The organism is Cupriavidus sp. YAF13, from assembly GCF_052113425.1.
Classification (GTDB): Bacteria; Pseudomonadota; Gammaproteobacteria; order Burkholderiales; family Burkholderiaceae; genus Cupriavidus.
In genome coordinates, this window is sequence record NZ_JBFRDD010000010.1 from 13,728 (window position 1) to 32,187 (window position 18,460).

Annotated in this window: 19 protein-coding genes; 12 read left to right on the forward strand and 7 right to left on the reverse strand. The window is 67.7% G+C overall.

The genetic code is table 11. The features are described from left to right. Positions 1-6: 6 nt before the first annotated feature. The 10 genes from urtE (at position 7) to AB4061_RS10735 (ending at position 8,308) form a co-directional block, all read left to right on the forward strand. Positions 7-699, forward strand: a complete 693-nt coding sequence (urtE, locus tag AB4061_RS10690; protein ID WP_441633507.1) for an urea ABC transporter ATP-binding subunit UrtE — start codon at positions 7-9, stop codon at positions 697-699. A 242-nt stretch (positions 700-941) separates the two neighbouring features. Then, positions 942-1,814: an urease accessory protein UreD gene (locus AB4061_RS10695; RefSeq protein ID WP_441633509.1), complete on the forward strand. Its 873-nt coding sequence runs from the start codon at positions 942-944 to the stop codon at positions 1,812-1,814. Positions 1,815-1,880: 66 nt separating this feature from the next. Continuing rightward, the gene (locus tag AB4061_RS10700) at positions 1,881-2,183 is read left to right on the forward strand and encodes an urease subunit gamma (protein WP_441633511.1); all 303 of its coding nucleotides are present in this window, start codon (positions 1,881-1,883) and stop codon (positions 2,181-2,183) included. 44 nt (positions 2,184-2,227) lie between these two features. Next, on the forward strand, positions 2,228-2,851 hold the full coding sequence (locus tag AB4061_RS10705) for a HupE/UreJ family protein (RefSeq protein ID WP_441633513.1): 624 nt from the start codon (positions 2,228-2,230) through the stop codon (positions 2,849-2,851). A 28-nt stretch (positions 2,852-2,879) separates the two neighbouring features. Beyond that, positions 2,880-3,185 (forward strand): urease subunit beta, encoded by a 306-nt coding sequence (locus AB4061_RS10710; protein ID WP_441633515.1) that lies wholly within the window; start codon positions 2,880-2,882, stop codon positions 3,183-3,185. Beyond that, a complete protein-coding gene (ureC, locus tag AB4061_RS10715) occupies positions 3,185-4,903 on the forward strand; it encodes an urease subunit alpha (protein WP_441633517.1) in 1,719 nt (572 codons plus the stop codon). Before AB4061_RS10710 ends, ureC begins: the two co-directional genes overlap by 1 nt. Before the next feature lie 9 nt (positions 4,904-4,912). Then, positions 4,913-5,548, forward strand: a complete 636-nt coding sequence (gene ureE, locus AB4061_RS10720) for an urease accessory protein UreE (protein WP_441633519.1) — start codon at positions 4,913-4,915, stop codon at positions 5,546-5,548. Between the two features lie 22 nt (positions 5,549-5,570). Beyond that, positions 5,571-6,263 (forward strand): urease accessory protein UreF, encoded by a 693-nt coding sequence (locus AB4061_RS10725; RefSeq protein WP_441633521.1) that lies wholly within the window; start codon positions 5,571-5,573, stop codon positions 6,261-6,263. A gap of 49 nt (positions 6,264-6,312) precedes the next feature. Then, positions 6,313-6,942: an urease accessory protein UreG gene (gene ureG, locus AB4061_RS10730; protein ID WP_150983949.1), complete on the forward strand. Its 630-nt coding sequence runs from the start codon at positions 6,313-6,315 to the stop codon at positions 6,940-6,942. A gap of 346 nt (positions 6,943-7,288) precedes the next feature. After that, the gene (locus AB4061_RS10735; protein ID WP_441633523.1) at positions 7,289-8,308 is read left to right on the forward strand and encodes a threonine/serine dehydratase; all 1,020 of its coding nucleotides are present in this window, start codon (positions 7,289-7,291) and stop codon (positions 8,306-8,308) included. 11 nt (positions 8,309-8,319) lie between these two features. Here the strand turns inward: AB4061_RS10735 and AB4061_RS10740 are convergent, their stop codons facing one another. Then, positions 8,320-8,709: a helix-turn-helix domain-containing protein gene (locus AB4061_RS10740; protein WP_441633525.1), complete on the reverse strand. Its 390-nt coding sequence runs from the start codon at positions 8,707-8,709 to the stop codon at positions 8,320-8,322. Positions 8,710-9,153: 444 nt separating this feature from the next. On the opposite strand from AB4061_RS10740, the gene AB4061_RS10745 reads away from it, so the two are divergent. After that, the gene (locus AB4061_RS10745) at positions 9,154-9,915 is read left to right on the forward strand and encodes a hypothetical protein (RefSeq protein ID WP_441633527.1); all 762 of its coding nucleotides are present in this window, start codon (positions 9,154-9,156) and stop codon (positions 9,913-9,915) included. A 33-nt stretch (positions 9,916-9,948) separates the two neighbouring features. Here the strand turns inward: AB4061_RS10745 and AB4061_RS10750 are convergent, their stop codons facing one another. Beyond that, positions 9,949-10,641, reverse strand: coding sequence for a glutathione binding-like protein (locus AB4061_RS10750; protein WP_441633529.1), 693 nt, complete (start codon positions 10,639-10,641; stop codon positions 9,949-9,951). A gap of 208 nt (positions 10,642-10,849) precedes the next feature. After that, the gene (locus AB4061_RS10755; protein WP_183034543.1) at positions 10,850-12,112 is read right to left on the reverse strand and encodes an acyl-CoA dehydrogenase family protein; all 1,263 of its coding nucleotides are present in this window, start codon (positions 12,110-12,112) and stop codon (positions 10,850-10,852) included. A gap of 192 nt (positions 12,113-12,304) precedes the next feature. On the opposite strand from AB4061_RS10755, the gene AB4061_RS10760 reads away from it, so the two are divergent. After that, a complete protein-coding gene (locus AB4061_RS10760; RefSeq protein WP_441633531.1) occupies positions 12,305-13,240 on the forward strand; it encodes a LysR family transcriptional regulator in 936 nt (311 codons plus the stop codon). Between the two features lie 25 nt (positions 13,241-13,265). On the opposite strand, the gene AB4061_RS10765 is transcribed toward AB4061_RS10760, so the two are convergent. The 4 genes from AB4061_RS10765 to AB4061_RS10780 form a co-directional block, all read right to left on the reverse strand. Continuing rightward, the gene (locus AB4061_RS10765) at positions 13,266-14,726 is read right to left on the reverse strand and encodes a hypothetical protein (protein WP_441633533.1); all 1,461 of its coding nucleotides are present in this window, start codon (positions 14,724-14,726) and stop codon (positions 13,266-13,268) included. Next, on the reverse strand, positions 14,723-15,268 hold the full coding sequence (locus AB4061_RS10770; RefSeq protein ID WP_441633535.1) for an RNA polymerase sigma factor: 546 nt from the start codon (positions 15,266-15,268) through the stop codon (positions 14,723-14,725). The genes AB4061_RS10765 and AB4061_RS10770 overlap by 4 nt, the downstream gene beginning before the upstream one ends. A gap of 173 nt (positions 15,269-15,441) precedes the next feature. Next, positions 15,442-17,235, reverse strand: coding sequence for a vWA domain-containing protein (locus AB4061_RS10775; protein ID WP_441633537.1), 1,794 nt, complete (start codon positions 17,233-17,235; stop codon positions 15,442-15,444). A gap of 129 nt (positions 17,236-17,364) precedes the next feature. Beyond that, positions 17,365-18,372, reverse strand: coding sequence for a Bug family tripartite tricarboxylate transporter substrate binding protein (locus AB4061_RS10780; RefSeq protein ID WP_441633539.1), 1,008 nt, complete (start codon positions 18,370-18,372; stop codon positions 17,365-17,367). Positions 18,373-18,460 lie beyond the last annotated feature (88 nt).

The window sequence follows — 18,460 nt, forward strand, 5'->3', positions numbered from 1 at the left end:
GAGACTATGTTGCAGGTCAATGCACTCAACCAGTTCTACGGCGGCAGCCACATCCTGCGCAACGTCACCTTCGAGGTGCCGCAAGGCAAGCTGACGACCTTGCTTGGCCGCAACGGCGTGGGCAAGAGCACTTTGCTCAAATGCCTGATGGGCGTGGTGCCGACCAAGAGCGGCAGCATCAGCTGGGCCGGGCAGGCGCTGGAGAAGAAGCCGCCGTACGAGCGCGTRKCRKCGGGGCTGGCCTATGTGCCGCAGGGCCGCGAGATCTTCCCGCGCCTGACGGTGGAAGAAAACCTGCTGATCGGCGCGGCCAGCCTCAAGAGCCCGTCGGGCGTGCCGGACCGCATTTACCAATTGTTTCCGGTGCTGCGCAGCATGCGCCAGCGCCGCGGCGGCGATCTCTCCGGCGGCCAGCAGCAACAGCTGGCGATCGGCCGCGCGCTGATGAGCGAGCCGGAACTGCTGATCCTGGACGAGCCGACCGAAGGCATCCAGCCCTCGATCATCCAGGACATCGGGCGGGCGCTGCGCCTGCTGGTGGATGAGTTCGGCATGACGGTGCTGCTGGTGGAGCAATATTACGAATTCGCCCGGCACCTGGCGGATCATTACGTGGTGATGAGCCGCGGCGAAGTGGTGGCAAGGGGCGAGGGCGCGGAGATGGAAGAGGAGGGCGTGCGGGAGCTCATCGCGGTGTGATGCGACACGCGGTGCCGCATGATCGTAGTGCTGGTGTGTTCCCCCTCTCCCCGCCGCGCGGGAGAGGACGGACGCTTGCCGGCAGCCGATCGGGTGCGGTCCCGAATGTGGCTTCGAATGTGGCTTCGAATGTGGCCTCGAATGCAGCCTCGAATACCACTTCCAGTGCCCCCGGCCGCGCGCTATGATGCCCGCATCCAGCGCACGATGCATTGCCGGCTGCCTCCGCCATTCCAACATTCATGCGTCATCCAGACTTTCCTTCGACCCTCGCCGTGCCACCCGCATGGGAGGCCAGCCTGCGCCTGCGCTTTGCCGCGCGCGCCGAGCGCAGCGCGCTGGTCGAGCGCCGCCACCAGGGGCCGTTGCTGGTGCAAAAGCCACTCTATCCGGAGGGGCCTGTCTGCCATGTGGTGATCCTGCATCCGCCCGCGGGCGTGGCCGGCGGCGACAGCCTGGACATCGACGTGACGGTGGGCGCCGGCGCGCATGCGGTGCTGGCGACGCCCGGCGCCACCAAGTGGTACAAGTCGCTCGGCCGGGAGGCCGCGCAGCGCGTCACGCTGACGCTGGAAGCCGGCGCGCGGGTGGACTGGCTGCCGCAGGAGAACATCGTTTTCGATGACGCGCACGCGCGCCTTGCCACCACCGTGACGGTGGCGCCCGGTGCCAGCGCGATCGGCTGGGATGCGATCGTGCTGGGCCGGCAGGCCAGCGGCGAGACCTGGAGCCGCGGCACGCTGGGCATGGAGACCCAGGTGCAGGGCGGCGGCAGGCGCGCGCTGTGGATCGAGAGCGTGCAGCTGGACGCGGCTTGCGCGCTGCGCCAGGCGGTAGCCGGGCTGGACGGGCTCAATGTCATGGGCACGCTGTGGGCGGTAGGTGACGGTGCCACGCAGGAACTTGCCGAGACGCTGGCCGAGCAGTTGCCGTATCGGCCGGACCTGCGCGCTGGCGTGACGCGGCTCGAGCAAGACGGCCAGTCGATGCTGCTGCTGCGCGTGCTGGGCGCGCAGATGGAAGCGGTCAGGCACTTGATGGTGACGGCGTGGAGCGCGCTGCGCGAGCCGATCCACGGTGTACCGGCCAGGCCCCTGAGGCTGTGGGCGACGTAGGCGCCGGCGCAGTCATTGTTCATTGCGCACCGCGCGGACAACACAAGAAACAACGGGAATACCAAGATGGAACTCACTCCGCGAGAGAAGGACAAGCTGTTGATCTTCACCGCCGCGCTGCTGGCCGAGCGCCGCCGCGCGCGCGGGCTCAAGCTCAACTATCCCGAGGCGGTGGCCTTGATCACCGCCGCCATCATGGAAGGCGCGCGCGACGGCCGCTCCGTGGCGGAGCTGATGCATGAGGGCACGACCGTGCTCTCGCGCGAGGACGTGATGGACGGCGTGCCCGAGATGATCCCGGATATTCAGGTGGAAGCGACCTTCCCCGACGGCACCAAGCTGGTCACCGTGCACCATCCCATCGTTTGAACAAGAGTTTGAACAAGAGTTTGAACAAGACACGAGGTCAAGACATGAACCACTCCAACCGCTCGCGCGCCGTGAGGCTTGCCACCGTAGGCGCCGCGCTGGCATTTGCCAGCGCCGCCGCCGTCGCGCATCCGGGCCATGACGCCACCACCGTTGGCGCCAGCCTGTTTGCCGGCTTGCTGCATCCCTTCACTGGCATGGATCACTTGCTCGCCATGGTGGGCGTGGGCGTGTGGAGCGCGCTGGGTGCGCGCTCGCCGCGCGAAGCCTTGCGCATGCCCTTTGCCTTTTTGGCCTTGATGCTGGCCGGCGCGGTGCTCGGCCTTGCCGGCATGAGCCTGCCGCTGGTGGAGCCGATGATTGCCGCGTCGCTGCTGGTGATCGGCTTGCTGGTGGCACTGCGCGCCAGGCTGCCGGCATGGGCGGGGATGGCCATCGTGGGTGGCTTCGCCGTCTTCCACGGCTATGCGCACGGATCGGAGTTGTCGGCCACGGCCGGCGCCTTGCCCGCGGTAGCGGCCTATGTGGGCGGCTTCAGCGTGGCGACGATGGTGTTGCACGCGGCCGGCATCGGCCTGGGCGGCGCGCTGCGCCGCCACGCGGGCTGGCTGGCACGGCTGGCCGGTGCGGGCGTGGCGCTGTATGGCGTCGGCCTGATGGTTGCCTGAGCGCACTGACCTCGACAAGGAACCCATCATGATCCCTGGTGAACTGATGCCCGCTGAGGGCGAGATCGAACTGAACGCCGGCCGTGCCACGGTCAGCGTGGCGGTGGCCAACACGGGCGACCGCCCGGTCCAGGTCGGCTCGCATTTCCATTTCTACGAGACCAACCCCGCGCTGGATTTTGACCGCGAGGCCACGCGCGGCTTCCGCCTGAATATCGCCGCCGGCACCGCCGTGCGCTTCGAGCCGGGCCAGAGCCGCACGGTGGAGCTGGTGGCGCTTGCTGGCGCGCGCATCGTCTACGGCTTCAACGGCAAGATCATGGGAGCGCTGTGATGAGCGTGAAAATCTCCAGGCAGGCTTATGCCGAGATGTTCGGCCCCACCACCGGCGACCGCCTTCGGCTTGCCGACACCGGGCTCATCATCGAGGTGGAGAAGGATTTCACCGTCTACGGCGAGGAAGTGAAATTCGGCGGCGGCAAGGTGATCCGCGACGGCATGGGGCAGAGCCAGCGCATGGCCAAGGACTGCGTCGACACGGTCATCACCAATGCGCTGATCGTTGATCACTGGGGCATCGTCAAGGCCGACATCGGCCTCAAGGACGGGCGCATTGCCGCCATCGGCAAGGCAGGCAACCCGGACATCCAGCCGGGCGTGACCATCGTCGTTGGGCCGGGCACCGAGGTGATCGCGGGCGAGGGCATGATCGTCACCGCCGGCGGCATCGACAGCCACATCCACTTCATCTGCCCGCAGCAGATCGAAGAGGCGCTGATGAGCGGCGTCACCACCATGATCGGCGGCGGCACCGGGCCGGCCACTGGCACCTTTGCCACCACCGTCACGCCCGGTCCCTGGTTCATGGAGCGCATGCTGCAGGCGGTGGAAGCCTACCCGATGAATATCGGCCTGCTCGGCAAGGGCAACGCCAGCCTGCCGGGGCCGCTGATGGAGCAGGTCGAGGCCGGCGCCATCGGGCTCAAGCTGCACGAAGACTGGGGCACCACGCCCGCGGCCATCGACAATTGCCTGAGCGTGGCGGATGCCACCGACACGCAGGTGGCGATCCACACCGATACGCTCAACGAGGCCGGCTTCGTCGAAGCCACCGTGGCTGCGTTCAAGGGCCGCACCATCCATACGTATCACACCGAAGGCGCGGGCGGCGGCCATGCGCCCGACATCATCAAGGTGTGCGGCGAGCCCAACGTGCTGCCGTCGTCGACCAACCCCACGCGGCCGTACACTGTCAATACGCTCGACGAACACCTCGACATGCTGATGGTCTGCCACCACCTGGACCCGTCGATCGCCGAGGACATCGCCTTCGCCGAAAGCCGCATCCGGCGCGAGACCATTGCCGCCGAGGACATCCTGCACGACCTCGGCGCGTTCTCGATGATCTCCAGCGATTCGCAGGCCATGGGACGGGTTGGCGAGGTCATCATCCGCACCTGGCAGACCGCGCACAAGATGGCCGCGCAGCGCGGCAAGCTGCCCGGCGACCCCAACGACGCGCGCGGCGGGCATGACAATTTCCGCGTCAAGCGCTACATCGCCAAGTACACGATCAACCCCGCGCTCACGCACGGCATCGCGCACGAGGTGGGCTCGATCGAGGTCGGCAAGTGGGCCGACCTGGTGCTGTGGAAGCCGGCCTTCTTCGGCGTCAAGCCGAGCCTGATCTTGAAGGGCGGGATGATCGCCGCGGCAGCGATGGGCGACCCCAACGCATCGATCCCCACGCCGCAGCCGGTGCACTACCGCCCGATGTTCGGCGCCGCCGGACGCGCCCTGCACAAGTCATCGCTGACCTTCGTCTCGCAGGCGGCGCTGGCCGCCGATGTGGGCGGGCGCTACGGCCTGAACAAGGTGCTGTCGGCGGTACAAGGCACGCGCACCGTGGGCAAGCGCGACATGGTGCACAATGACTGGCAGCCGAACGTCACGGTGGATCCCGAGACTTACCAGGTGGTGGCCGACGGCCAGTTGCTGATCTGCGAGCCGGCTACCGTACTGCCGATGGCGCAGCGTTATTTCCTCTTCTGAAGGGCCGCTTTGCAAAAGATCGACAAACATCTCGCCGCCCCGCACGGCATCGCCGCCGTGCTGGTGCGCCGTGCGCCCAAGCTGGTGCTGCCTTTTTCCGAGCGCAGCAAAAGCCGCCTGCGCGCCACGCTCGATAACGGCGAAGAAGTGGCGCTGTTCCTTGCGCGCGGCACCGTGCTGCGCGGCGGCGACCTGCTGGTCACCGAAGGCGGGGTCTTTGTCGAAGTGCGGGCCGCGCCGGAGTCCGTGCTGCAAGTCGGCGCCAGCGATCCGCAGGCACTGATGCGCGCGGCCTACCACCTCGGCAATCGCCACACGCCGGTGGAAGTGGGCCGCGACTACCTGCGCCTGGAGTTCGACCCGGTGCTCGCGGACATGCTGGCCCGCCTCGGCGTGCAGGCCGAACGCGCGGAGCTGCCATTCGAGCCGGAAGCCGGCGCCTACGGCGGCGGGCACAAGCATGGGCACGATGCGACATTTGCAGAGGACTATGCCGCGGCGCAGGCAGTATTCCATGAGCATCATGGGCATGATCACGATCATGATCATGGCCATGGCCATGCGCACAGTCATGACCACGGCCACAAACATGGCCACGACCATGCGCCGCATGTGCATGACGAGAACTGCGGGCACAAGCACTGAGGCGTTGCGCTAAAGCCGTCCCATGACCCAGCTCTCCCAACTTATCTCGCTGCTGCACCTTGCCTCGCCGGCGCTGCCGATCGGTGGCTTCAGCTATTCGCAAGGGCTGGAGGCCGCCATCGAGTGCGGCATGGTGCGCGATGCCGGCAGCGCGGAGCAGTGGGTGCGCAGCAACCTGCTGGACGTGCAGGCGCAGTGCGAAGCGCCCGTGTGGCTGCTGCTGTATCGCCACTGGCGCGCGCTGGATGCAACGCGCCTGGCCGCATGGAACGACTGGTTCCATGCCACGCGCGAAAGCGCCGAGCTGCGGCTGGAGACGGAGCAGATGGGCTGGTCGCTGGCGCGGCTGGTGGCGCAGATGGAGTGGGGTGATGCCGCACTGCGCGCGCAGCTGGCGGCATTGTCGCCGGTGTGCCTGCCTACTGCCTTTGCCGCAGCTTGCGTGGCGCTGGATGTGAACGAGCGCGATGGCCTGGCGGCTTATTGCTTCAGCTGGGCGGAGAACCAGGTGTCGGCGGCGCTCAAGGCGGTGCCGCTGGGGCAGGTGGCCGGGCAGCACATCCTGCGCCGGCTGCATCCCGCGGTGCAGGAGACTGTCGACGAGGCCGTGCGGCGCGCCGATGCCGAGCCGCCGCTGCTGTCCACTTTTTCCCCGATGCTCGGTCTGCTGTCCGCGCGCCATGAGACGCAGTATTCGCGGCTGTTCCGTTCCTGAAGCGAACCACGGCAGCATGCAAACGATTCCCCAAGACAAGATGTCCACCATGACCCAGGCTCGTACCAAGAAGAATCCTCCGTTGCGCGTCGGCGTGGGCGGCCCCGTCGGTTCCGGCAAGACCACCTTGCTGGAGATGCTGTGCAAGGCCATGCGCGAGCGCTATGACCTGGTCGCCATCACCAACGATATCTACACCAAGGAAGACCAGCGCCTGCTGACCATCTCCGGCGCCTTGCCGGCGGAGCGCATCATGGGCGTGGAAACCGGCGGCTGCCCGCACACCGCGATCCGCGAGGATGCCTCGATCAACCTGGAAGCGGTCGACCGCATGCTGGGCAAGTTTCCCGATGCCGACATCGTCTTCATCGAGTCCGGCGGCGATAACCTGGCGGCCACCTTCAGCCCGGAGTTGTCGGACCTGACCATCTACGTGATCGACGTGGCCGGTGGCGAGAAGATCCCGCGCAAGGGCGGACCGGGCATCACCAAGTCGGACCTGCTGGTGATCAACAAGACCGACCTGGCCCCCTATGTTGGCGCTAACCTGGAAGTGATGGAAAGTGATGCGCGCAAGATGCGCGGCGCGCGCCCGTTCGTGATGGGCAGCGTGAAGTCGGGGCAAGGGCTTGACGAGGTGATCGCGTTCATCGAGCGCCAGGGCATGCTGGGCGTGTAACGCCGGGCTGCCGCAGCCGCGTACGCATGCCGCCACAACGCTGCGGCTTGTGGCATACTTGCCGCTCCATGACGTTCCAATCGCTCGCCCCTTCCTCGCTGTGCCGTACCACCGATACCGGTGGCGCTGCTGCACGCGTGGGTGCCGAGCTGCCGGTCGGGGTTGCCTCCACGTCCGGCCTGTCGTCGCTTTCCGCGTCGATTTCCTTCTCGTTCTCCATTATTCGAATTATCCGGGGTCGCTGAGCTGCGGCTTTGGCTGGTGCTCGGTGGCCCGTGGTCCCTCCCTTGCCGTGCACGGCCATAGGGGYCTGCACGCGACCAACCGATTCGATGGAGAACACCCGATGTCCGATCTTTCCGACCTGCGTGCGCACGCCCGCTATCCCTTGCTGCCCGAAATCCAGAGCACCGCGCGGCGCCTGCAAGGCAAGGTGCTGGAGACGCCCGTGTGGCGCTGGCAGACCGGTGCGGCACTGCAACTCGATGCCGGCACGGAGGTCTGGCTCAAGCTGGAGCTGTTCCAGATCACCGGCACCTTCAAGGTGCGTGGCGCGCTCAACAGCATCGAGCAGATGGATGCCGCTGCGCGGGCGCGCGGCGTGGTAGCGGCCAGCGCCGGCAACCATGCCATGGCGGTGGCCTATGCGGCCAAGGTGGCCGGCGTCGGCGCCAAGCTGGCCATGCCCGCCACCGCCAGCCCCGCGCGCGTGGCGGCCTGCCGAGAGGCGGGCGCCGAGGTGCTGTTGCTGCCGGACGTGCATGCCGCTTTTGACCGCGCGTTGCAGCTGGTGGCCGACGAAGGCCGCACCATGGTGCACCCGTACGACGGCCCGCTGATCGCGCAGGGCACCGCAACGGTCGGGCTTGAGCTGATGCGCCAGGTGGCTGGGCTGGATGCGGTGGTGGTGCCGGTGGGCGGCGGCGGCCTGTGCGGCGGCATTGCCGCGGCGGTCAAGCAGATCAATCCGGCTTGCCGGGTCTATGGGGTCGAGCCGGAGGGCGCCGATGCCATGAACCGCAGCTTCGAGGCCGGGCGGCCGCAAGCATTGGAGCGCGTCACGACGGTTGCCGACAGCCTGGGCGCGCCTTATGCGCTGGACTACAGCTACGGCGTGTGCCGCCAGTTTGTCGACGGCATGGTGCGCGTTTCCGACGAGGCGATACGCGCGGCCATGCGCATCCTCTATCGCGATATGAAGCTGGCCACGGAGCCAGCTACCGCGGTGTCCACCGCGGCGCTGCTGGGGCCCCTGCGCCAGACGCTGGCGGGCAAGAAGGTCGCGCTGATCGTGTGCGGGTCCAATCTCGATGCAGCGCGCTTTGCCGAACTGCTGGCAATGGACGCGCTCGCCAGCGCCAGCTGAATCCGGCGCCGTCAGGCCTGCATGGCCCTGACGGCGATCGTGCGCGCCACCGATGCGATCACGTCCTGCTCGGCATCGGTCATCAAGGCCATGTGGCGCACCGTGACACGCTGTGCCGGCGTGATGTTGAACTCGGCGCAGCGTTGTTCCAGGACGAGCGCGCCGCCGCGGCCGCCGCTGTCGGCCTCGCTGAAGTTGAGCATCTCGCTGGCGTCCACGCCCAGCGTGCCGGCCAGCGCGCAGATATTGATCAAGGAGACATTGCGCACGCCGCGCTCGATACCGCTGAGGTAGGAGCGCGCCATGCCGCTTTCGAGAGCGAGCTTTTCCTGTGACCAGCCACGTTGTTTGCGCAGCTCGGCAAGGTGCAGCCCGAAGCGCTTGAGGGGATCGGCGACCATGGCTCTATACGTGATTGAGATCGGATCGAGGCTAAGGGTTTGACCTCTTTGTAGCGACGCCTTATAGTAGTACGCACTATAGGTAACTGGGCTGGCACTCATCGCATGTCATCGCATGTCATCGCATGTCATCGCATGTCATCGCATGTCCTCGCATGTCGTCGTATGTGGTCGCACGTCGCCGGACGTCGTTGCGTGGCAGGCGAAGTGCGGCGCCAACGCGTTGCCGGTAACCTGCGGATGATGCCCGCCGGCGAAGGATAGGAACTTGTCCAAATGTTACGAATGGGTTCCGCAGGCACAAGGAAGGAGGCGCTCCGCCTCGGCATCTTGTTAAGGCAGCGAGGGACCAGGCCAAAAAAGATCACGACCTCGACATAGAGGCACTCAAATCCCCGGGGAAGCGCGGCGCTGTATTTTTCCATTACGTGGAGAGTGGGTGCCATGCGCATTTTTTCGTTGTTCGACGCGCAGATGCGCGGCGAAATCCTGACGGGCGGAACCGCGTCGCAGTTGCGCGTGGGCCTGCAGGTAAGGGGGGTGCCGGAAGCCGCCGGCCTGGGCTGCAGCGGGGACTACGTCTTTTTGCGGCAAGGCGCGATGCAGGCCAGCATTGTCACCACACGCGCCGAGTGGTGGGCTTGCCTGCACGGCACGATCAAGCTGACCCCGGTAGGCGGCGAGCCGGTGCTGGTGTCGGTGGGCGGCGTCTATGCGTTGCGCCAGGCCGAGCGCGTGCATCTGGCGGTGCTGCAGGACACGGTATTGATCCGTGCGATCCTGGACCCGAATGCCGTCGGGCTGGTGGGAGCTGGCGTGACCAGCAGCTACGATGCCTTTGCCGTGGGCCAGGCGGATCTCTGGCAGGCCGATGGCGCACGGCGCGGTGCGGATGGCGTGCCGCGCGCGAACGCGGCTTTTGTCTCGCTGGCCGAGGGCGAGCCTGAATGGGCGCTGCGCCTGCGCGCGGGCGGGTTGAACTGGGCGGCCTGCCATGCGGGCACGCTATGCCTGCAGTGGCATTCGCCATGGCCGCACGTCGAGCGGCAGGTGGCGTACCTGCAGCCCGGCATGGTCTTCGCGCCGGATCCCGACGAGGCGTACCGGATCGAGGCGCTGCATCCCGTGGCGAGCCTGCTGTGCTGCCTGCAGGCGCCGGCGCGCGTGGCCGGCGCTGGCGAGATGCAGGTGGTTTCCCTGCATTGACCGCCTTGCGCCATGGCCGCGCGGGCGGGCTGCTCAGCGGCGCTGGTACTGCGTGGCGCCGAACAGGATTTCCCGTTCCTTGTCGCCGCTCAGCGGCTTGCGTTCCTGCGCCAGCACCGCGACGCCGCGCTTCACCGCGGGCCGCTCGGCGATCTCAAGGAACCAGCGTTTCAGGTGCGGATAGTCGTCCAGCTCCACGCCCTGGTTTTGCCAGCTGCGCAGCCACGGGAAGGTCGCGATATCCGCCACGGAGTATTCGCTGCCGGCCAGCCAGGCATGTTCCGACAATTGCTTGTCGATGACGCCGTACAGGCGCTTGGCTTCGTTGGTGTAGCGGTTGATGGCGTACTCGATCTGCTGTGGCGCATACATGCGGAAATGGTGCGCCTGGCCAAGCATCGGGCCGACGCCGCCCATCTGGAACATCAGCCATTGCAGCGCGTCGTACTTGCCGCGCACGTCCTCGGGCAGGAACTTGCCGGTCTTGCCGGCGAGGTAAAGCAGGATGGCGCCGGACTCGAACAGCGAGATGGGCTTGCCGTCCGGGCCGTCGGGGTCGACGATGGCCGGGATCTTGTTGTTCGGGCTGATCTTGAGGAAGTCCTCGCCGAACTGGTCGCCGGCGCCAATATTGATGGGGTGGACCTTGTACGCGAGGCCGCACTCCTCGAGCATGATGTGGATTTTGTGGCCGTTGGGCGTGGGCCAGCTGTAGACGTCGATCATCGGGAAGGGCTCCTGGCTGCGATCGTGCAATCGGTGAATCGCCACATCAACCACTGGCATGGCGAACCGCGCGATTTAAGCACAGAAGAAAAAAACGCGCAGACGGGCTGCGCGTTTTCCACGTTGCCAGCAGGGCCGGCAGCGAGACCAGTTGTGACTGGTTGTGGCCGGTTGTGGCGGATTGCCGATTGCTGCGGCTCGTTGCGGCTTAGAAGCCGCGTGCCACCGGCATGCTGATGTCGTCCGAGCTTACGCCCATGTGCTTGGCCAGCTCCAGCTTGGCGATGGCGTTGCGGTGCACCTCGTCCGGGCCGTCGGCCAGGCGCAGGGTGCGCTGGTGCGCCCACCAGTTGGCCAGCGGGAATTCGTCCGAGACGCCGGCGGCGCCGTGCACCTGGATGGCCCAGTCGATCACCTTCAGCGCCATGTTGGGGGCGACGACCTTGATCATGGCGATCTCGGCCTTGGCCACCTTGTTGCCGGCGGTGTCCATCATGTAGGCGGCCTTGAGCGTCAGCAGGCGCGCCATTTCGATTTCGCAGCGGGCTTCGGCGATGCGCTCGCGCGTCACGCCCTGGGCGGCCACCGGCTTGCCGAATGCGACGCGCGACAGGGCGCGCTTGCACAGCAGTTCCAGCGCGCGCTCGGCCACGCCGATGCTGCGCATGCAGTGGTGGATGCGGCCCGGGCCGAGGCGGCCCTGGGCGATCTCGAAGCCGCGGCCTTCGCCCAGCAGGATGTTGGCTGCCGGCACGCGCACGTCCTTCAGCTCGATCTCCATGTGGCCGTGCGGCGCGTCGTCGTAGCCGAACACCGGCAGGAAGCGCTTGATGGTGATGCCCGCGGTATCGGCCGGCACCACGATCATCGATTGCTGCTCGTGACGGCCCGCTTCCGGGTCGGTCTTGCCCATCACGATATAGACCTCGCAACGGGGGTCGCCCGCGCCCGACGACCACCATTTGGTGCCGTTGATCACGTATTCGTCGCCATCGCGGCGGATGCTGCAGCAGATATTGGTGGCGTCCGACGAAGCCACGGCCGGCTCGGTCATCAGGAAGGCCGAGCGGATCTCGCCGCGCAGCAGCGGCTCGAGCCACTTGTCCTTGAGTTCTTCCGACGCGTAGCGCTCCAGCGTCTCCATGTTGCCGGTATCGGGCGCCGCGCAGTTGAAGACTTCGGCCGACCAGGGCACCCGGCCCATGATCTCGCACAGCGGTGCGTATTCCAGGTTGGACAGGCCTTCCGGGGCACGCTTGGAATGGGGCAGGAACAGGTTCCACAGGCCGGCTTCGCGCGCCAGCGGCTTGAGTTCCTCAATCACCTTGGTCGGGACCCAGGCGTTGCCGGCCTGGCGGTTGGCCTGGATTTCGGCGTAGAAGCGCTTCTCGTTCGGATAGATGTGCTTGTCGAAGAAGGCCAGCAGGCGAGCCTGCATTTCCTTGACCTTGGGGGTGTACTCGAATTGCATGTTGTCTCCTCCACCTCTGAATGAGGCCGGCATCGGTTGGGCCGCCGCGGGTTGCGGTAGGCCGTTCCCGGCACCGGCGGACGCGGTTTGCGCCGACTGGAGAGGACTGTACCGCAATCCTGGTAATTAGAAAAATGAATTTTCTGGATTTGACAGTATCAATACTGTGCATTCCATGCCAGAATGCCCGTCATGCAGCTATCCCGCATCGACCTGAATCTCTTCGTGGTGTTCGACGCTATCTATAGCGAAGGCAGCATCACGGCCGCCGCCCGCCAGCTTAACCTGACCCAGCCCGCGGTCAGCCACGCGCTGGGGCGCATGCGCATCTTGTTTGACGACCCGCTGTTCGAGCGGCGGGGGCAGGGCATGGCGCCCACGCCGCTGGCACGCTCGCTGGCGGCCGAAGTGCGCACGGCCCTGCAATCCTTTGCCCGCACCTTGCAGGACACGCCGCATTTCGATCCGGCGGCCACGGTGCGCCGCTTCACCATCGGCATGCGCGATGCGCTGGAGTCCACCCTGCTGCCGCCCCTGATGGCGCGCGTGACAGCAGTGGCGCCGCAGGTGGAGATCGCGGCGATCCGCTTTGACCGGCGCGAAATGGAGTCGGAACTGCTGGCCGGCACGCTCGACGCGGCAATCGATATCCTGCTGCCGGTGTCACCTGCCATCCATCACGCGCCCTTCATGGCCGACCCGATGGTGGTGCTGGCCCGCCGCGACCATCCGCTGATGAAGAAGGAGCTGACCCTGGAGCGCTACCTGGCCGCCGAGCATGTGCACGTGTCGTCGCGCCGGCGCGGGGCCGGCCTGGAGGACCAGGCGCTGCACCGCATGGGCCTGACGCGCCGGGTGCGGTTGCGCTGCCAGCATTACGCCGCGGCCTGCCGGGTGGTGAGCTGCACCGACTTGCTGGCCACGCTGCCGCTGCGCTACGCGCGCATCGCCAACGAGCCGTATGCCAACCGCCTGCTCTCGCTGCCCTTCAAGGTGCCTACGCTGGAACTTCATCTTTACTGGCATGCCGGCGGCGAGAACGATGGCGCCAATCGCTGGCTGCGCGAGCAACTGCTGGCGGTGATCAACTCGCTTGGCGGTGGTGTGGGCGAGGTGGCGCAGGACTGAGCGCGCCCAGCCTCGTCCCCCGCGCCTACCAGGATGCGCTGTCGGGCTGGCGCTCGATGCGCACGGTGGCTGGCGGCAACGTGCTGTCGGCCTGCACCGCGTAGGGCAGCGGCGGCCGGTATTGCGCCGGCACGGCCTGCCATAGCCGCTCGACCCACGCCCTGACCTCGGGACTGGCCGGCGCCGACGCCGTGACACGCAGCGCAAGCTGCGCCCCGGCGACGGGCTCCGCCCCCGACGGGCCGGACAGCAGGCGCTCCACCGCTAGCTGTGGTTCTTCCCGCAAGCTCATCGTCAACGTTCCCAGTCTTTGCACGCGTGCGGCAGGCGCGGGCGCGCGTGCCGCATCGGCCTGCTGCGACGGGCTGGCGCGCAGTGCCAGCCTGGGTGCATCGATGGTGGGCGCCGGCGCCGGTGGGGCGATCGGGGCGATGGGTGCGATCGGGGCTGGCGGCGCCATGGATGCCATGGGTGCCGGGGCACGTACCGCAGGCGCTGCCGCGGCGGCGGGAGGCGCGCCGGCAGAGAGTGAGCCGGTCGTGCCTGCCGCGCTTTCCCTGGGTTCCGATGCACGCTGTTCCGCTAGCCGGTCCGGCTCGCGCGGCGCGGCCTTGGCCTGTGCCTCGGCGGGTGGCGGGCGCAGGGGCTGTGCATTCGCCGTGGCGGGCGGGCTGGCCTGTGCAGGCGCAGGCTGTGCGGCTTGAGCGGCGGCCGGAGGCACTGGCGCGTCCGCGCGCGGCGATGCCGGCTGTCCCGCGGATTCTGCTTGCGGAGCTGGGGCCAGAGCCGGAGCCACCGGCTGCACCGCCGCTTGTGCAACCGGCTTGGCGGGCTCCGCCAGCTTTGCCGTCTTGTTTGCCGCCGTGTCCGCCGTGTTCGCCGCGGGGGCCGGGGCTTGGGCTGGCAACGTGATTTCGCCGCCGCGCAGGTCAAGCTGGCGCATGACGATCTGCAGCGACAAGACGCCCACGCCGAGGGTGGCGGCGAGCGCGCCCAGCGCGGGCCACCAGCGCCGTGCGGGGCGGGCACGGGGCGGCTTGCCGGTTGGTTGTCCGCCTGCGGCTGCTTGCGCGGGCAGCGCCTGTTCACGCAGCCACGCCTGCGCAGCCTCGCTGACAGGCGCCCCAAGCACACTTTGCGGTGCGTCGCCGCGCCGGACTTCCTCCAGCACGGCGTCGCGGCGCGTGGCCTGCGCCGCCTGCATCCGCGCGGCCTGCGCCATGACCGATGCCTGCAATCCCGCCGGCGGCGTGAAATCCAGTTCTTCGTCGTCCGCGGGCGCCTCGGCTTGTTCGGCGTAGGCGCGTACCTTGGCCGGCAGCGAGGCCGGCGGCAGCGGCGCTGGCGCGTTGCGCACGGCCTGCTCGGCACGCGCCGCAGCCATCACCGAGGCCTCCAGCGAGGCGGGCGGTACAAAAGCGGGCAACGCGCGCAGCAATGCCGCGAGCCGGTCCTCGCCGGCGATGAAGCGTTCGTCCGCGCTCATGGCAGCCGCTCCTGCGACGCCGTGGCCACCAGGTTCTCGCGCAGCCGCGCAAAGGCGTAGCGCAGCCGGCTCTTGATGGTCTCGAACTTCTCGCCCAGCGTCAGGGCGATGTCCTCCACGCTCATCTCGTTGAAGAAGCGCAGCACGATCACCTCGCGCTGCGCCGCCGGCAGCGCCAGCAGCGCTTGCCGCACGCTCTGCAGGTTCTGCCGCAACTGCGCCTCGGCCTCGGGGCTGAGGTCGTCGACAGGCATGGCGAGGTGCGTCTCGTCGAGCGTGTCGCGCTGGCGCTCGTAGGCGCCGCGCAACTGGTCCAGCCAGGTATTGCGCGCGATCTGGAACAGGAAGGTGCGCAGGGCCGCGCTGGGCTGGTAGTCCGCACAGCGGGTCATCAGCTTGACCCAGGTCTTCTGGGCCACGTCCTCGGCCTCGCCGGTGTTGCCCTGGCAAAGCCAGGCCACGTAGTTGTACAGCGCCGCGTTGTGGCGGCGGAACAGCTCGGCCACCGGTTGCTCGATCAGGCCGTTGGCGACCAGCAGCATCAGGTCGGTATCCGGCAGTGCGGACAGTCCGGCAGAGGGTGGGGATGGCGGGGCGCCAGGTGAGGAGGCATGCATGCGCGGGAGTATATGACAGCCCCGCGCGCCGCTGCGAGTGGCTGTCCGTGCCGGGTGCCTGCGCGCGGGCAACACGGCGGATGGTGGGCAAGGCGGCCTCAGCGTGGCGGCTCCCTGGCAGGCTCGCCGCCTTGTGCCAGCGGTGCGCGCGTCGACAGGGCCTGTGCCAGGTCGACCAGCTTGATGAATTCGCCGCGGTAGCCAAAGCGGTCGGTGCCGCGCGCGCCGAGCGCCAGGGTGCGCGCGTCGGCGTAGGTCCAGCCGTTGACATGATTGCCGCCACGCAGTACCTGGCCGAAGCCGGCTACCGCCGCGGCGAAGCGGAAAGCGTCGTCGGCCTGCGCCAGCGGCCGCACCGCGCTGTCCCGCACGGGCAGGTCGATCAGCTCGCTGGCTTGCGCCTGCGGCAGCTTGTAGCGCAGCTTGATGTGGGCCAGCTCGCCAGCGGTGCCCTTGCCCGGCTGGGCGGCGGGGCTGGCCGGCTGGTAGCGCAGCGGGTCGATCAGGCCGGGCTGGCCCGCCAGCGTCAGCTCATAGAGCGCTGTCACGGTGTGGCCGGCGCCGATGTCGCCGGCGTCGACCTGGTCGTTGTTGAAATCCTCGCGCTTGAGCGCGCGGTTTTCATAGCCGATCAGGCGGTATTCCTTGACCGTGGCGGGGTTGAACTCGACCTGGATCTTGACGTCGCGCGCCACTGTCGCCAGCGTGGAGCTGAACTCTTCCACCAGCACCTTCTGGCCTTCCATCAGGTTGTCGATGTACGAGTAGGCGCCGTCGCCCGCGTCGGCCAGCTGCTCCATCAGCTGGTCGTTGTAGTTGCCGGTGCCAAAGCCCAGCGTGGACAGCGAAACGCCGGACTTGCGCTTCTCCGCGACCAGGGCCTTGAGCTGGCGGAAGTCGGTGATGCCCACATTGAAGTCGCCATCGGTGGCTAGCAGCACGCGGTTGATGCCGCCCGCGATAAAGCTCTGCTGCGCGGCCTGGTAGGCCAGCGCGATGCCGCTCGCGCCGGCGGTCGAGCCGCCCGCGACCAGGGAGTCGATGGCCGACGAGATGGTCGCCTTGTCGCTGCCTGAGGTCGGCGGCAGCACCACGCGCGTGCCGCTGGCGTAGGTCACCAGCGTGATGCGGTCCTGCGCGCGCAGCACGTTGGTCAGAAGCTTGAGCGAGGACTTCAGCAGCGGCAGCTTGTCGGGCGAATACATCGACCCCGACACATCGACCAGGAAGACCAGGTTGGCTGGCGGCAGGCTGTCGCGCGCCGCGTCGGCTGCCTTGATGCCGATGCGCAGCAGCACGTTGCGCGCTTGCCATGGCGCGGGCGCGGCGTCAGCGTGCACGGCAAAGGGGCGGCCGTCGCGCGGCTGCGCGTAGTCGTACGGGAAGTAGTTGACCATCTCCTCCACGCGCACCGCGTCGGCCGGCGGCAGGCGGCCGGCATTGAGCAGGCGGCGCACATTGCTGTAGCTGCCGGTGTCGACGTCGATGCTGAAGGTGGAGACTGGCGCTTGTGCTACCTGCTGCACGCCGTTCTCGTCGATGGCGCCATAGCGCTCACGGTCTGGCCCGGGCTGCGGCTGCGGGTAGGGCATGGGGCGTGCCATCAGGGTCATGGGCGCCGCAGGCATGGTGCGCATGGCAGGCGCGCGTGCATTGGCCACGGCGCCGGCGACCGCCTCCTTGGCGGCAGACGAGGTGTCGCGCGCCTCTGCCATGGGTACGGTGGGCACGGGAGCGGCCGGGGCAACTGGGGGTGGCGCCACCGGCTGCGTGGCTGGTGCCGCGTTGTCGGCGCGCGCGGGCAAATCCGGCGGGGTAGGGGCGGTGGTGGAATGACCACCGCAGGCGGCCACCGCAAAGGCAATGGCCAAGGCTCCCAAGCGCTTAAGCATGTTCTTTTCTCCTGAAGGGCCGCGCCGGCGATGCCGGCGGCAGGGCGCTGTCAGTGAAACGAGGCAGCCTGGCGCATGGGGTTAAGCGCGATCAAAAAAAGTCAGAACTTGCCAGGACCCGCGTGTGGGTCAGTCGAGCCGGATGTCGGCCTGCTTCACCACGGTTGCCCAGCGCGCACGCTCGGCGCTGAAGAACTTGTTGGTTTCCGGCGGCGTCATGGTCACCACTTCCGCACCCTGGCCGGCGAGCTGCGCGCGCACTTCCGGCGAGCGGATGATGCGGATCAGTTCGCTGCTGATGCGCGCGACCAGCGCATCGGGCATGCCCGCCGGCGCCATCACGCCTTGCCAGGTGCCAGACTCGAAGCCCGGCACCCCTTGCTCGGCAATGGTCGGCACTTGCCCCACCAGCGGCATGCGCGTCTTCTTGGACACCGCGATCACCTTCAGCTTGCCGGCCTGCACCTGGGGCAGCGTTGCCAGCATGCCGTTCATCAGCACCTGGGCGGTGCCGCCCACGGTATCGGCCACCGCTTGCGCACCGCCTTTGTATGGCACGTACTGCCACTTGGCGCCGGTAGCCTGCGCCACCGCCACGCCCGCCAGGTGCGGCGCGCTGCCGATGGCAGTCACGGCGAAGTTGAGCTGGGTGCGCTTGGACAGGTCCACCAGTTCCTTGAGGTTGCTGACCTGCACCGAGGGATGGACCACCAGCAAATGCGGCGAATACGCCAGCATGGAAACGCCCTTCAGGTCCTTGCCCGGATCGAACGTGAGTTTGGTGTAGACGGACGGGCTGATGGCCAGCGCGCCGACATCGCACAGCAGCAACGTGTGATTGTCAGTGCCGGCCTGCGCGACCATGGCGGCGCCGATATTGCCGTTGGCGCCCGGGCGGTTGTCCACCACGATGGGTTGGCCGAGGGCTTCGCCGAGCTGGCGGCTGATCAGGCGGGCGATGATGTCGGAGGAGCCGCCGGCGGGATAGGGGACAACCAGCCGGATCGGGCGAGTAGGCCAGTCGGCGGCTTTCGCCGGGGACGACAGCAGCGTGCCGGCTGCGCCGAGGCTACCCAGCGTGGCGGTTGCGCCCAGGGTCGAAAGTTGGGTCAGGAAGGTGCGGCGGCTGCTTGGCATTGGCGTTGTCTCCGGTTTTGTATTAGTTGTATCTGTTGTATGTTGTCGTATGTGTTGGATCATAGCCGGAAGTCCTGAGCGGGTCCAG